The organism is Devosia sp., from assembly GCF_036406155.1.
GTDB lineage: Bacteria > Pseudomonadota > Alphaproteobacteria > Rhizobiales > Devosiaceae > Devosia_A.
Genome location: NZ_DASWVV010000183.1, coordinates 1 through 14,398 on the forward strand (window position 1 = coordinate 1; position 14,398 = coordinate 14,398).

A 14,398-nucleotide genomic window follows, 5' to 3' on the forward strand; every position below is an offset into this window, starting at 1 on the left:
AGGCCGCGATCGGCGCGCGAAGCGGCTCGGGCTGGGCGAGCGCCGGGCCGCGGGCCATGGTGCGGCGCTGGACCTGCGGCTCGATCATGGTGATGGATCCGGAGTCCATGCCGGTGGCGACCACGGAGACGCGGATCACGCCGTCCAGCGCCGGGTCGAAGGCGGCGCCGAAGATGATGTTCGCTTCCGCGTCCACCTGCTCCGAAATCGCGTTGGCGGCCTCGTCGACCTCCAGCAGCGTCATGTCCAGGCCGCCGGTCACGTTGACCAGCACGGCCTTGGCGCCCTTCAGCGACACTTCGTCCAGCAGCGGGTTCTGGATGGCGTTCTGAGCGGCCATCAGGGCGCGGTCCTCGCCGGTGCCCTCGCCGGTGCCCATCATCGCCTTGCCCATCTCGGTCATCACCGTGCGAACGTCGGCGAAGTCGAGGTTGATCAGGCCCGGCAGGACCATCAGGTCGGTGATCGAACGCACGCCCGAGTGCAGCACCTGGTCGGCCATGCCGAAGGCTTCGGCGAAGGTGGTCCGCTCGTTGGCGATCCGGAACAGGTTCTGGTTGGGGATGACGATCAGGGTGTCGACGTAGCGCTGCAGCTCGGCGATGCCGGCGTCGGCCAGCCGCATCCGGTGGCGGCCTTCGAAGTGGAACGGCTTGGTCACCACGCCGACGGTCAGGATGCCGCGCTCGCGGGCGCACTTGGCGATGATCGGGGCCGCGCCGGTGCCGGTGCCGCCGCCCATGCCGGCGGTGATGAAGACCATATGGGCGCCGTCGAGGTGCTCGCCGATCTCCGGCACGCTCTCCTCGGCCGCGCTCATGCCCACTTCCGGGTGGGCGCCCGCGCCGAGCCCTTGCGTGACCTGCACGCCGAGCTGGATCCGGCGGTCGGTCTTGGAGAAGGCCAGTTGCTGGGCGTCGGTGTTGGCGACGACGAAATCGACGCCGTCGAGGCCGGAGGCGATCATGTTGTTGACGGCGTTGCCGCCAGCGCCCCCGACACCGAAAACCGTGATGCGAGGTTTAAGTTCCTGGATGTCGGGGATGGTGAGGTTGATCGTCATGGATGGCCCCATAGGTGGCGTTCGAGTGCCAGTTTTAGTCACCAATTCGTTAACCGGGTCCTAACAAACCACTTGAATGCGTTAACGCCGATGCAATTTGCAAGGCGAAACAAAGGTATGGTTAGGGGATGTTAATCATGAACTGACGCTGCAGGCGGCCGGTCCCGCTGCGTCGGGGCGCAAACCGACTCAGTGCCTGCTCAGAATGCCGACCGGAGCCAGCTGCCGACCCGGGCCAGATAGCCGTCGGTGCCGGTGAGCTTCACTCCGGTGCGGGGCTCGGCATATTCCTGGCCGCAGACCTGGGGGTAGATCAGCATCCCGGTGACCGTCGCGAAGGCCGCGCCCTTGGCCATGTCCGGCAAGCCCGAGATGCCCATCGGCCGGCCGCTGCGGACGTTACGGGCCAGCAGCCGCCGTGCGACCTCGGTCAGCCCGGTCAATTCGCTGCCCCCGCCGGTCAGCACGAAGCGGCGGCCGCACACGTCCATCATGCCCGTTGCGTGCATGCGGTCGCGCACCGCGGTCAGTACCTCCTCGATGCGTGGCCTGAGCACCCGGGTGATATGGGAGCGCGGGATCTGCCCCGGTGCCTCGTCCTGCAACGCGCCGACCGGCACGATGGGGATGAGCTCGCGCTCGTCCGCCTGGCCGGGAAGGACGCTGCCGAACATGGTCTTGAGCCGCTCGGCATCGGCGACGCTGACCGACAGCTGGCGGGCGAGGTCGAGCGTCAGGTGGTGGCCGCCGATGGCGATGGCATCGGCGTAGACCAGTTGCCCCTCGGAGAAGACCGCAACGGTCGTCGTGGCCCCACCGAAATCGATGCAGGCGACGCCCAGTTGCGCTTCGTCGTCGACCAGCGTCGACAGGCCGCTGGCGTAGGGCGTGGCGACGAGTGCTTCGATCTGCAGGTGGCAGCGATGCAGCACCAGTTCGATGTTGCGCATCGCCAGCGTCTCGGCACTGATCACCGAGACGTCGACGCTCAGCTGCTCGCCGACCATGCCGCGCGGATCGCGGATGCCCTTCTGACCGTCGAGGGCATAGCCGATGGGCAGGGCGTGGATGATCGACCGTTCCGGGCGTACGCTGCGGCCGTTGACGGCGCGCAGCACGCGCTGGATGTCGGCACGTTCGACCTCGAGCGCGCCCAGATTGACGGTGGCCGAGAACGTCTCCGACCCCAACCGCCCGGCGGTGACGTTGACGACGACGGACTGGACCGTGAGGCCGGCGGCGCGCTCGGCCATGCCGACGACGGTGCGTACCGCATGCTCGGCCTTGTCGAGATCGGTGACGACGCCGCTCTTGATGCCCGAGGAAGGGCCATAGCCGAAGCCGATCACCTCGGCGACGTGCGAGCGGCCCTTGAGCGAGCGCCCCTCCGGGCGGGGCGACAGCCGGGCGATGACGCAGCAGATCTTCGTCGAACCGATGTCGAGCACGGCAACGAGCGTCGCGCGCCCGCTCTGCGCCGGCTTGAGGCGGGCGGTCATGGCATCCGTCATCATGGTCGTTGCTTCTCCGCACCGCTGCCAGCATCCTCGCGCACCGCCGGCTTCAGCGCGACGATGCCGGGCACGCGCAGGTCGATGACATTGACGTCCCTATCCAGCAAGGCGTAGTCGGCCTGGTAGGCTTCGAGCTGGTCGAGCGCCTGGGCGACACCCCGTTCGGGCAGCTTCACCCGGAGCCCGCTATAGTAGATGAGGTCCCAGCGCCGGTCGCCGATGCGGCTCAGCACGGCAAGGTCGCGGGTGAGGGCGGCATGCTGGTCGAGGGCGCGGATCATGACCAGCGCATCGTCGGCCGCCCCCTCCCCCACCACCATCGGCAGTTCGGCGAAGGCGCCGGCCGGGTCCTCGCCGATGATGGCGCCCCGCTGGTCCACGAGCCAGGTGGCGTTGCCGCTGCGCCAGCGCGCCACCGGCTCCTTCTCGACGATCTCGACGATGATCTGGTTGGGATAGACCTTGCGCACGGTGGCGCTCTCCACGGCGCGGAGCCACTCCAGGCGGGCGCGGGCCTTGCCGACGTCAAAATCGAGGGTCGAGCTGCCGGCGGACATCGTCATCAACGCGACGATGTCGCTGTCGCGAGTGAGCGCCTGGCCGCTGATCGTGATCTGGTTGATGCCGAAACCGGCAGCCACGAACTCGCCCTGCACCATCTTCACCACGGCATTGGCGCCGAGGGCGAGCAGACCTCGCGCCTCGTAGGCGCCGACGATCAGCAGCAGCGCGAGGATGGCGCCGGCGACGCGGACGACGAGCCGGCGGTGCAACACCCAGGCGTGGCTGACGCTGACGAGGGCGGTGCGGCGCAGGGTACGGAGGGGAACGGGCAGATGGCGGGGATCGACGGGCTCAGCCCCGACGAAACTCTGTGCCATTACCTGCTGCAACTCGCGTCCTCCACCATCCAGGTGACCAGTTCCTCGAACGAATGGCCGGCGTGCAGGGCCTGTTCGGGAACCAGGGAAGTCTTGGTCATGCCCGGTTGGGTGTTGATTTCGAGGCAGACGAGTTCGCCGTCTTCCCCGGCCTTGTCGTTGTAGCGGAAGTCGGTCCGCGAGACGCCCCGGCACCCCAGCGCAGCATGCGCCTTGAGGCTCATCTTCTGCACTTTGTCGTAAATTTTCGGTTGAATTTGCGCCGGCACGATGTGTCGCGAGCCGCCCTGCGCGTATTTCGCCTCGTAATTGTAGAAGGCGAGGTCGGTCACGATCTCGGTCACCCCCAGCGCCACGTCTCCCATCACCGCGCAGGTCAGTTCGCGGCCCGGGATGTAACGCTCGACCATGACCTCCTCGCCGCTGTTCCAGTCTTCGCGCAGGATCTCCTGCGGCGGGTGCGCCTGGTCGGCGCCGACGATGAACACGCCGAAGCTGGAACCGTCGGCGATCGGCTTGACGACGTAGGGCGGCGCCATCACGTGGCCCCTCGCGACCTCGGCGCGCGAGACGATCACGTGATCGGTCACCGGAATGCCGGCGGCCTTGAACATGATCTTGGCCTGGTGCTTGTCCATGGCCAGCGCCGAGGCCAGCACGCCCGAATGGGTGTAGGGAAGCTCGAGCAGCTCGAGCAGGCCCTGCATGATCCCGCTCTCGCCGAAGGTGCCGTGCAGGGCGTTGAAGACGACGTCGGGCCGCAGCGCCGTCAGCACGTTGTAGATGTCGCGGTCGACGTCCACCTCGGTGACGCGATAGCCGGCGTTGCGCAGCGCCGCGGCGCATTCCCGGCCGGAACTCAGCGACACCTGGCGCTCATTGGACCAGCCGCCCATGAGGACGGCAACGTGCTTGGTCATCATCGCTGCTCCACGAACGGCCCGCCGCCATGCCCGCCGCGGCTCATGCCGCTTCCGGCTCCTCGCCCATCAGTGCCCCGAGTTCGCCGGGGAGCTGGGCAGCCCATTGCGTGATGTTGCCGGCCCCGAGGCAGACGACGTAGTCGCCTTCGGCCGCGCGGCTGGCGATCAGCGGCGCCAGCGCCTCGGGCCGGTCGAGCACGCGCGCGTCGCGGTGCCCCCGGGCGCGGATGCGGGAGACCAGCTCCTCGTGGGTGACCCCCTCGATCGGGGTTTCGCCCGCGGCATAGACGGGCGCGACGATGACGGTGTCGGCATCGTTGAAGCAGGTGGCGAAATCGTCGAACAGGTCATGCAGGCGGGTGTAGCGGTGCGGCTGCACCACGGCGATGACGTCGCGCCGCGCCGATTGCCGGGCCGCCTTCAGCACCGAGGCGATTTCCACCGGATGATGGCCGTAGTCGTCGATGATGGTGATGCCGCCGACGGCGCCGGTCCGCGTGAACCGGCGCTTGACGCCGGAGAAGGTCTTGAGCCCCTTGCGGATGGCCTCCGCCGGCACCTTGAGCTGGTCGGCGACGGCGATGGCGGCGGTGGCGTTGAGCGCGTTGTGTTCGCCGGGCATGGGCAGTTCCAGCCCCTCGATGCGCAGATGCGTCTGGCGGATGCGGTCGCGGATCTCGACCGCGAACTGCTGCACGCCGTCATGGTTCTCGAGGTCGACGAGCCGCACGTCGGCCTGCGGGTTGCGGCCGTAGGTGATGACGCGGCGATCGCGGATGTCGCCCACCAGGGCCTGGACCTCGGGGTGGTCGAGGCACATGACGGCGAAACCGTAGAACGGCACGTTCTCGACGAAGTTGAGGAACGCCTTCTTCACCCCGGCGAAATCACCGTAATGGTCGAGGTGCTCCGGATCGATATTGGTGACGACGGCGATGTCGGCGGGCAGCTTGACGAAGGTGCCGTCGCTCTCGTCGGCCTCCACCACCATCCACTCGCCGCCGCCCAGCCGGGCATTGGTGCCGTAGGCATTGATGATGCCGCCGTTGATGACGGTGGGGTCCATGTTGGCCGCGTCGAGCAACGTCGCCACCAGCGTCGTCGTCGTGGTCTTGCCGTGCGTGCCGCCGATGGCAATGGCGTACTTGAAGCGCATGATCTCGGCCAGCATTTCGGCGCGGCGCACGATCGGCAGGCCCTTGGCGCGGGCGGCGACGAGTTCGGGATTGTTCTTCTTGATCGCCGAGGAGACGACGACGACCGCGGCATCCCTGAGGTTTTCGGCGCGCTGGCCGATCTCGACGTGAACCCCCATCGCCTGCAGGCGCAGCACGTTGGGATTGGCGGCACTGTCCGAGCCGCGCACGGCGTAGCCCTGGTTGTGCAGGATTTCCGCGATGCCGCTCATCCCGATCCCGCCAATGCCCACGAAGTGCACCGGCCCGATGTTGCGCGGCATCTTCATCTGGATTCGTTCCCCTGCTGGCGGAGGGCAAGGCGCTCCGCGATTTCGGCCAGCTTCTCCACCGCCCGCGGTTGTCCGAGCGCTTTCGCCGCCGCCGCCGCCCTGTGCAGAGCCTCCGGCTCACCGAGAAGTGATGCAAGCCGAGTGCCAAGGGAAAGCGGCGAAAGCGTGGCCTGCTCGGCGATCCAGCCGGCCCCGGCGGCCTCCATCACCAGCGCGTTGTTGCGCTGGTCGGCGTCGAGCGAACCGGGCAGCGGCACGAGGATGGCAGGGCGGCCGATGGCGCACAGCTCCGCAACGGTCGAGGCGCCGGAGCGGGCGATCACCAGGTGGCTGTGCGCCATGCGCTCGGGCAGGTCGTCGAAGAAGGCGGCGAGCTCGACGTTGATCTTGGCCCGCCGGTAGGCCTCGGCCACCCGGTCGATGTCCTCGGGCCGGCACTGCTGCACGATGTTGAGCCGCGAGCGCAGTTCGGCCGGCAATTCGGCAATGGCCGGCGGCACCAGGTCGGCAAAGGCACGGGCCCCCTGGCTGCCGCCGAAGACGAGGACGTGCAACGGCCCGGCCTCGGTCAGCGGCGGATAGGGGACGTCGGCGACGGCCGTGACCCGGTCACGCACCGGGTTGCCGGTCACGAGGCTCTTGTCGGCATAGGGCTCGGCCCTTGCGGTGCGCTCGAAGCTGAGCGCAACCACCCGGGCATGGCGGGCCAGCGCACGGTTGGCGCGTCCCATCACCGCGTTCTGCTCGTGCAGCACGCCGGGGATGCCGGCGAGGCTGGCCGCGAGGAAGGGCGGAAAGGTCGGGTAGCCGCCGAAGCCGACGACCGCGGCCGGACTGATTCGGCGCAGGCTCGACCACGCCACCGCCGTGCCCCATACGACGCGAAGGCCGGCCAGCAGGAACTTCGCCGGATTGCCCGTCGACGGCGTCGCCGACGGCACGATGTGAATGTCCTGCGCCGGAAAGCCCTTGCCGTATTCGCCCACGCGGTGATCGGTCATCAGGTGGATGACGTGGCCGCGCCGGCGCAGTTCCTGCGCCAGCGCCATGGCCGGGAAGAGGTGTCCGCCCGTGCCGCCCGCCATGAGAACGAAGGTGCTCATTCGGCCGCTGCCAGCACCGGGCCGCGATAGGCGGGGAGTCCCGTCGCCAGGCGTTCTTCGGGGCGCTTGCGGGTCAGGGCCAGCATCAGGCCCGCCCCGAAGGCGATGGCGACCATCGAGGTGCCGCCGTAGGAGACGAACGGCAGCGTCATCCCCTTGGGCGGAATGAGGTTGAGATTGACGGCGAGGTTGATGGCGCTCTGCAGCCCGAACTGGATGGCCAGCGTCGAGGCTCCCAGTCGGGCGAACAGGCTGGTCTGGCGCTGCGCGCTGAGCAGTGCGCGGATGACGATGAAGGCGATCAGCGCGACGAGGCAAAGGCAGAACAGCAGGCCGAACTCGCCCGCGGCCGCCGAGAACACGTAGTCGGCATGGGCGTCGGGAATGAACTTCTTGGCGATGGATTCTCCCGGCCCGCGCCCGAACCAGCCGCCCTCGAGCAGCGAGTTGAGGGCCTTGTCCACCTGGTAGGTGTTGCCCCCCTCAGGGTTGATGAAGGTGTCGATGCGCCGCGCGAAGTGGGGAAAGAACATGTAGGCCCCGAACAGCCCGCCGACGCCGGCGAGCATCAGCCCGAAGATCCACAACCAGGAGATGCCGGACAGGAACAGCAGCGCCGCCCACGTTGCCAGCACCAGCGCCGTCTGGCCGATGTCGGGCTGCAGCAGCAGCCCGCCGACGATGGCCAGCATGATGAGGGTGGCGAGCGAGCGGGCCGGCATGCCCTTCTGCTTCATGCTTTCGGCGAACAGCCAGGCGCCGATCACGGCGAAGGCGGGCTTGACGAATTCGGAGGGCTGGATGGTCTGCCCGAAGGCCGATATCCAGCGCCTGGCGCCCTTCACCTCGACGCCGAACCTGAGCGTCAGCCAGAGCAGCACGAGGCTGCCCAGCAGGACGAGGATGGCCGAGACGCGGGCGGCGCGCTGCGACAGCAGCGAGGTGGCGACCAGCACGACGACAGCCGGGATGGTGAACAGGCCATGCCGGATGATGAAATGCCATGGACCGAGGCCGAGGCGCTCAGCGACCGGGGGACTGGCCGCGAAGCTCAGTACCATGCCCACGGCGAGCAGCAGCAGCAGGCCGGCCAGCAGCCCCTTGTCGATCGTCCACCACCATTCGGCGATGGGGGTCTTGCGCTCCCGTGAGAACATGCCGACGCGCCGCCCTTGCCCGGCGGCCTCCTACGCGAACTCGATGCGCCACTGTAGCGCCCGGATGGTTAGCAAGCGGTGACCGGCGTCGCGTTTTGCGAGTCGGCGCGTCCTCAGCGCAGCTTGAGCGAGCTGAGCCCGATCAGCGCCAGGACGAAGGAGATGATCCAGAAGCGGATGACCACCTGGCTCTCGGTCCACCCCATCATTTCGAAATGATGGTGGATGGGCGCCATTTTGAACACGCGCTTGCCGGTGAGCTTGAACGACGCGACCTGGACGATGACGGACACGGCCTCGAGTACGAACAGGCCGCCGATGATGGCCAGCACGATCTCGTGCTTGGTGGCGACGGCGATCGTGCCCAGGGCCCCGCCCAGCGCCAGCGAGCCGGTATCGCCCATGAAGATCTGCGCCGGCGGCGCGTTGAACCACAGGAAGCCGAGCCCCGCCCCGATCAGCGCGCCGCAGACCACGGCCAGCTCTGCCGTGCCGGGCACGGAATTGATCAGCAGGTATTCGGAGAAGGTCGTGCTGCCGACGAGATAGGCGATCAGCCCGAAGCAGGCGGCCGCGATCATCACCGGCACGATGGCGAGCCCGTCGAGCCCGTCGGTCAGATTGACCGAGTTACCGGCCGAGACGATGACGAAGGCGCCGAACAGGTAGAAGCCCCAATAGAGCGGCAGCCCGAGGCCCTTGACGAACGGGAAGAACAGCGAGGTCGAGATCGCCGGGTCGGTCAGCTGGGCGAGGAAGAAGGCGGCGATGAGGGCGATGGCCCCCTCGATCGCCAGCCGCTGCCGGCCGCCGAAGCCGGCGTGGGACATGCGCTTGACCTTGAGATAGTCGTCGTAAAGGCCGATGGCGCCAAAGGCGATGGTCACGCCCAGCACCACCCAGACATAGCCGTTGGCGAGGTTCGACCACAGCAGGATCGAGGTCACCGCGCCGGCGAGGATCATCAGCCCGCCCATGGTGGGCGTGCCCTTCTTGGTCAGCAGGTGCCCCTGCGGCCCGTCCTCGCGGATCGGCTGGCCCCGCCCCTGGCGCACGCGCAGCAAGGCGATCATGTTCGGCCCGAACAGGAAGACGAAAAAAAGCGCGGTAATCACCGCGCCGGCCGTCCTGAATGTAATATAGCGAAAGACGTTGAAGGCGGCGAGGCTGTCGCCGAACTGGCCTAGGAAATACAGCATGTTCTACGCGTCCCTGGTCCCGGCGCTGTGGCAGCTCAACTGAACCGGTCGCGTATCGCTTGCACGAGGCCCGCCAACCGCACGCCTTTCGATCCTTTGATCATGATTGCGTCGCCATATGCAAGGCTCGCGAGGATGGTTTCGCCGATCTCCTCGATCGCCGCGGCGTGCGTTATCTCGACCGCGTCGCGCAGGCCCTCGGCAAGTGCCGTCATCGCCGGACCGACCAGGAATAGCTTGTCCGGCCTGGCTGCGAGGACCTTCTCCTTGAGCGATGCGTGAAGCACGCCACCTTGCGGCCCCAGTTCCAGCATGTCGCCGAGGACCAGGATCCTGGCGCCGCCGGGAGCCTTGGTGCCGGCAAAAACATCGAGCGTTGCCGCCATGGACGCGGGGTTGGCATTGTAGCTCTCGTCGATGAGCAGCAGCGGCCTGTCCCCGGGCCCGAGCCGGCTCGTTGCTCCCCTGCCCTCGGGGGCGCCGAACCCCGCCAGCGCCTCGAGCGCCAGCTTGACGCCTTCGCCCGAAAGCTCGGCCACGGCCAGCGCCGCCACGGCGTTGGCGACCATGTGCCGGCCCGGCACCGGCAACTTGAGGTCGAACGTCCTGCCGTCGTGCACGACGCGCGCCCGCATCCCGGTGGCCGTGGAATCGGCGCGCTCGATGTGCCAGTCGGCGCTGTCGTCGAAGCCATAGGTGACGATGCGCCCGACCCCGGCCTTGCCGGCGCGGTTGAACAGGATGTGCAGCCAGTCGTGGTCGGTATTGAGCAAGGCCGTACCGCCGGGCTCCAGGCCGAGGAAGATCTCGGCCTTGGCCGCGGCGATATCGGCGACCGAGCCGAAGAACTGCAGGTGCGCGGCGGCGACGGTGGTGACCACGGCGACGTGCGGCCTTACCAGCCTGACCAGCGGCGTGATTTCGCCGGGGTGGTTCATGCCGATCTCGAAAACGCCGAACTGCGCCGATCGCGGCAGCCGCGCCAGCATCAGGGGCACGCCCCAGTGATTGTTGAAGCTCTTGATCGAGGCGTGGGTCTCGCCCGCTGCCGACAGCGCGGTGCGGATGGCCTCCTTGGTCGTCGTCTTGCCGGCACTGCCGGTCACCGCGATGATCTGGGCGCGGCTGCGGGCCCGTGCCGCCTGCCCCAGCGCGACCAGCCCCGCCAGCGGATCGGGAACGACGACGAGGTTGCGGCCGCCATGGCGAGCGAAATAATCCTCCGAGACCAGCGCCGCCGAGGCGCCCGCGGCGAGCGCGGCCTCGACGAAGTCGTGGCCGTCGTGGGTTTCGCCCTTGATGGCCACGAACAGCGCCTCCGGCGCGATCTCGCGGGAGTCGATGGACACGGCGTGGATGGGGCCGTCGAGCACGCCTTCGGGACGTCCGCCGGTGGCGGCAACGATCTCGGCGATGGTCCACAGAGGCGACACGTCAAAGCTCCCTCAGCGTCTCGGCCACGACTTCGTGGTCGGAGAAATGATGCCTGGACGTCCCGACGATCTGGTAGTCCTCGTGACCCTTGCCGGCGATCAGCAGCACGTCCTGCGGGCCGAGCGCCGCGACGGCGGCGGCGATTGCCCCGCGGCGGTCGCCGATCTCCTCGGCCCCGCGCGCGGCCGCGATGATCTGGGACCGGATCGCGGCGGGCTCCTCCGTCCGCGGATTGTCGTCGGTGACGATGACGCGGTCGGCAAGTTCGTGCGCGATCGCCCCCATGACCGGGCGCTTGGCCTTGTCGCGGTCGCCGCCGCAGCCGAACACGACGACGAGCTTGCCGCGCGCATAGGGGCGCAGCGACTGCAGCGCGTTCTTGAGGGCGTCGGGGCTGTGCGCGTAGTCGACGAAGATCGCACCGTCGCCACGCCGGCCGACCAGTTCGAGCCGCCCCTTGGCGCCCTTGAGCGTTTCCAGCGCCGCAACGGCCCGGTCCTTGTCGGCTCCCGCATTGGTGGCAAGGCCGAGCGCAACGAGGGCATTGCTGACCTGGAAGGCGCCGGTCAGCGGCAGGTGGAAGCTGACCTCTTCGCCGACCAGGCGGCCCCGCACGCGCTGGCCGAAGCCCTCGTTGGAAATGTCGGTGACCTCGAAATAGGCCCCCTCCCGCCCGACCGTGAGCAGCGTCACTCCGCGGTCCAGTGCCGCGAACAGGAACGGCATGTGCTCCGGATCGTCGCTGTTGACGACGGCGGCGCCGTCGTCGGCCAGCAGTTCACGGAACAGGCGGAGCTTGGCCTCGCGGTACGGTTCGAACCCGCCGTGATACTCGAGATGGTCCTGGGTAAGGTTGGTGTAGCCGACGGCCCGGAACCGCAGCCCGTCGACGCGGCGCTGGTCGAGGCCCTGGCTCGAGGCCTCGAGCGCGACGTGGTCGATCCCCTGCAGCTTGAGGTCGCGCAGGTCGCGGTGCAGGGCCAGCGCGTCGGACGTGGTGAGTTCGCGCGGCACGAGCCCGGCGGCCGTTTCCACCCCGACGGTGCCGAGGCTCGCCCCGGCGATGCCGCAGGCCGCCCAGATCTGGCGCACGAAGGAGACGATCGAGGACTTGCCGTTGGTGCCGGTGACGGCGACGGCGATTTCGGGCTGGGGCGCGAAGCGGCGCGCGGCAGCGCGCGCATAGACGGCGCGGACATCGTCGACAAGCACCACCGGCACGCCGGGGTCGACGTCGGGCTGCCGGTCGCTGATCACCGCCACCGCGCCGCGGGCGGCGGCTTCGGCCGCGAAGGCGTTGCCGTGCACGCGCGTGCCGGGAAGCGCGAAGAAGGCCTCGCCCGGCGCAATGGCGCGGCTGTCGGCGTTGATGCCTTCAACGGCAAGGTCGGGCGGGCGCTTGCCGACCGCGCCTGCAAGCAGGTCTGCCAGGGCGAATGACAATCCGGTTTCCCTTCTGGGCGGACTCTAGCGGAGTTCCACTGGAACGAGGTTGGTATCTATCATTTCGCCGAAATCGGGGCTGATGCCAAGCATCGGCGCGGCGCGCTGGATGATGCGGCCGGTCACCTCGCCGGCGTTCCAACCGGCCGTCACGCCCGACTGCTCGTTTTCGCGCTGCGGTTCATCGACGATGACGACCATGGCGTAGCGCGGGTTGTCGAGCGGGAAGGCCGAGGTGAAGACGTTGAGGTTGAGGCCCGAGGCGTAGCGGCCGTTGACCACCTTTTCGGCCGTCCCGGTCTTGCCGCCCGCGCGGTAGCCCGCCGCCGCCTTGTTCATGCGCGTGCCGGAGCCCTCGAGCGCATTGAGGCGCATCAGGTAGCGAATGGCGGCACTGGTGCGCGGCGAGATCACCGGACGATAGAGCGCCCGGGCCTCGGCCTCGCTGCGCTTGTACAGCGTGGGGTTGACCATGTAGCCGTCGTTGACGAAGGCGGCAGTTGCCATCGCCATGTGCAGGGGGCTGATGCTGAGCCCGTGGCCGAACGACGCCGTGGCGGCCACGATCTCCGAGAACGTCTTGGGCACGCTGGGGCTGCGCATTTCCGGCAGTTCGAACGGCACGCGTTCGTCGAAGCCCAGCTTGCTGAGAAAGGCCCGGAAGTTGTCCTTGCCCCATTGCTCCATGATCCTGATGGTGCCGACGTTGGACGAGTACTTGTACACTTCCGGCAGGCTCAGGATGCGATGCTTGCCGTGGAAATCGTCGATGGTGAAGCGGCCGAAGCGGATGCCGAACCGGGCATCGAAGGAGTCGGTGAGCCTGACGAGGCCGCTGTCGAGCGCCCCAGCCATCGTCACCGTCTTGAAGGTCGAGCCGAGTTCGAAGATGCCCGAGGTAATGCGGTTGAAGCGCTGGTCCTTCTTGCCGTCGACGGGCTCGAACAGCGAGGCGGGATTGTTGGGGTCGAAATCCGGCAGCGAGGCCATGGCGATGACTTCGCCGGTCCGCACGTCGAGCATGACGCCGGCGGCCGCCACGGCCTTGTAGCGGGTGAGCGAGTCGAGCAACTGCTCGTACATGACGTGCTGCACGCGCAGATCGATGGAGAGGTCGACCGGCGTCAGCGCATTGCCGCGCGCCAGCCCGATGGACTGCAGCAGCGCGACATCCTCCCCGTCCATGTGCTTTTCGATGCCGGCGATGCCCTGGTTGTCGATGTTGACGGCGCCGAGGATATGCGCCGCCTCCCTGCCGCCCGGGTAGAAACGCTTGCTCTCGGTGACGAAATCGAGGCCGGGGATGCCGAGGTTGAAGATGCGGTCCTGCTGGGCGGGGGAGAGTTCGCGCTGCACCCACACGAACCCCCTGTCGCCCGAAAGGCGCTGGCGCAGCCACCCCGCGTCGAGCCCCGGCAGCACGCTGCGCAGCGCTTCCACGGCCTCGTCGACGTCGATGATCCGCCGCGGCTCGGCGAACAGCGAGGGCACGCGGATGTCGACGGCCAGTTCCAGCCCGTTGCGGTCGAGAATGGCCGGGCGCGTCGCCGTGATCAGGTCGCGTTCCTGCCCCTCGATGGTGGAGTCGGTTTCCACCATGCCGAGTTGCACCAGCTTGCCGCCGACGATGGCGAAGACGACGGCCAGCGCCGCGATCACCCAGCGGATGCGCGCCTTGGTGAGGTTGCCGCGGGCCTTGCGGCCGCCGTCGAGTGCAATGGGTACCGCCGCTTCGGAAATGATCGCCATGTTCAGTTCATCTCGATCAGCTGCTGGATGGGATCGACGCCGGCGTCGAGGGATTCGAACAGCGCGTCCAGGGCGGCCGTGTCGGGTTTTGCCACCGGGCGCATCGGCAGGCTTTCGAAACTGCCGAACTGCTTCTGGTCGGCGGGCGCCAGCCCCAGCGCCGCCTGGTGGCGGGTGACGATGGGGGCGACGTGCGCCGGCTGGTTGAGGTAGGCCCAGTCGGCCTTGAGCAGCGACAACTGGCCCTCCTGGCGCTCGATCAGGCGCTCCAGCCGCCCCCGCTCGCTGGCCGTGTCCTCGACCGCATACTTGAGCGCGTACACCCCGACCAGGGCGAGCAGGCTGGTGGCCACGAGGAAGAGGTTGAGGGTGCGGATCATGCGGCACCCCGGAGTCGCGGCACGCCGAGTCCCTCATAATGCACCGCGCGGGCGGGCGCCGCCGAGCGGCGGGCAGCGCGCAGG

At 68.3% G+C, this 14,398-nt stretch carries 12 protein-coding genes; all 12 read right to left on the bottom strand.

What is annotated here, in order from left to right:
• Window positions 1-1,063 (bottom strand): cell division protein FtsZ (gene ftsZ / locus VGD93_RS12145; RefSeq protein ID WP_395012392.1); only part of this gene is annotated, 1,063 nt, incomplete at its 3' end.
• 200 nt (window positions 1,064-1,263) lie between these two features.
• Window positions 1,264-2,577: a cell division protein FtsA gene (gene ftsA, locus VGD93_RS12150; protein ID WP_395012394.1), complete on the bottom strand. Its 1,314-nt coding sequence runs from the start codon at window positions 2,575-2,577 to the stop codon at window positions 1,264-1,266.
• Window positions 2,574-3,458, bottom strand: a complete 885-nt coding sequence (locus tag VGD93_RS12155; protein WP_395012396.1) for a cell division protein FtsQ/DivIB — start codon at window positions 3,456-3,458, stop codon at window positions 2,574-2,576. Before VGD93_RS12155 ends, ftsA begins: the two co-directional genes overlap by 4 nt.
• Complete coding sequence (locus VGD93_RS12160) at window positions 3,458-4,378, bottom strand: D-alanine--D-alanine ligase (RefSeq protein WP_395012398.1); 921 nt, start codon at window positions 4,376-4,378, stop codon at window positions 3,458-3,460. Before VGD93_RS12160 ends, VGD93_RS12155 begins: the two co-directional genes overlap by 1 nt.
• Before the next feature lie 43 nt (window positions 4,379-4,421).
• On the bottom strand, window positions 4,422-5,846 hold the full coding sequence (gene murC, locus VGD93_RS12165) for a UDP-N-acetylmuramate--L-alanine ligase (protein ID WP_395012400.1): 1,425 nt from the start codon (window positions 5,844-5,846) through the stop codon (window positions 4,422-4,424).
• On the bottom strand, window positions 5,843-6,952 hold the full coding sequence (murG, locus tag VGD93_RS12170) for an undecaprenyldiphospho-muramoylpentapeptide beta-N-acetylglucosaminyltransferase (protein ID WP_395012402.1): 1,110 nt from the start codon (window positions 6,950-6,952) through the stop codon (window positions 5,843-5,845). The genes murC and murG overlap by 4 nt, the downstream gene beginning before the upstream one ends.
• On the bottom strand, window positions 6,949-8,109 hold the full coding sequence (locus VGD93_RS12175) for an FtsW/RodA/SpoVE family cell cycle protein (protein WP_395012404.1): 1,161 nt from the start codon (window positions 8,107-8,109) through the stop codon (window positions 6,949-6,951). The genes murG and VGD93_RS12175 overlap by 4 nt, the downstream gene beginning before the upstream one ends.
• Before the next feature lie 113 nt (window positions 8,110-8,222).
• The gene (gene mraY / locus VGD93_RS12180) at window positions 8,223-9,308 is read right to left on the bottom strand and encodes a phospho-N-acetylmuramoyl-pentapeptide-transferase (protein WP_395012406.1); all 1,086 of its coding nucleotides are present in this window, start codon (window positions 9,306-9,308) and stop codon (window positions 8,223-8,225) included.
• A gap of 35 nt (window positions 9,309-9,343) precedes the next feature.
• Window positions 9,344-10,741 (bottom strand): UDP-N-acetylmuramoyl-tripeptide--D-alanyl-D-alanine ligase, encoded by a 1,398-nt coding sequence (locus VGD93_RS12185; RefSeq protein ID WP_395012408.1) that lies wholly within the window; start codon window positions 10,739-10,741, stop codon window positions 9,344-9,346.
• Window position 10,742: 1 nt separating this feature from the next.
• Window positions 10,743-12,185, bottom strand: a complete 1,443-nt coding sequence (locus VGD93_RS12190; RefSeq protein WP_395012409.1) for a UDP-N-acetylmuramoyl-L-alanyl-D-glutamate--2,6-diaminopimelate ligase — start codon at window positions 12,183-12,185, stop codon at window positions 10,743-10,745.
• A 24-nt stretch (window positions 12,186-12,209) separates the two neighbouring features.
• The gene (locus VGD93_RS12195; protein ID WP_395012411.1) at window positions 12,210-13,934 is read right to left on the bottom strand and encodes a peptidoglycan D,D-transpeptidase FtsI family protein; all 1,725 of its coding nucleotides are present in this window, start codon (window positions 13,932-13,934) and stop codon (window positions 12,210-12,212) included.
• A 2-nt stretch (window positions 13,935-13,936) separates the two neighbouring features.
• On the bottom strand, window positions 13,937-14,314 hold the full coding sequence (gene ftsL, locus VGD93_RS12200; RefSeq protein WP_395012413.1) for a cell division protein FtsL: 378 nt from the start codon (window positions 14,312-14,314) through the stop codon (window positions 13,937-13,939).
• Window positions 14,315-14,398: the final 84 nt, after the last annotated feature.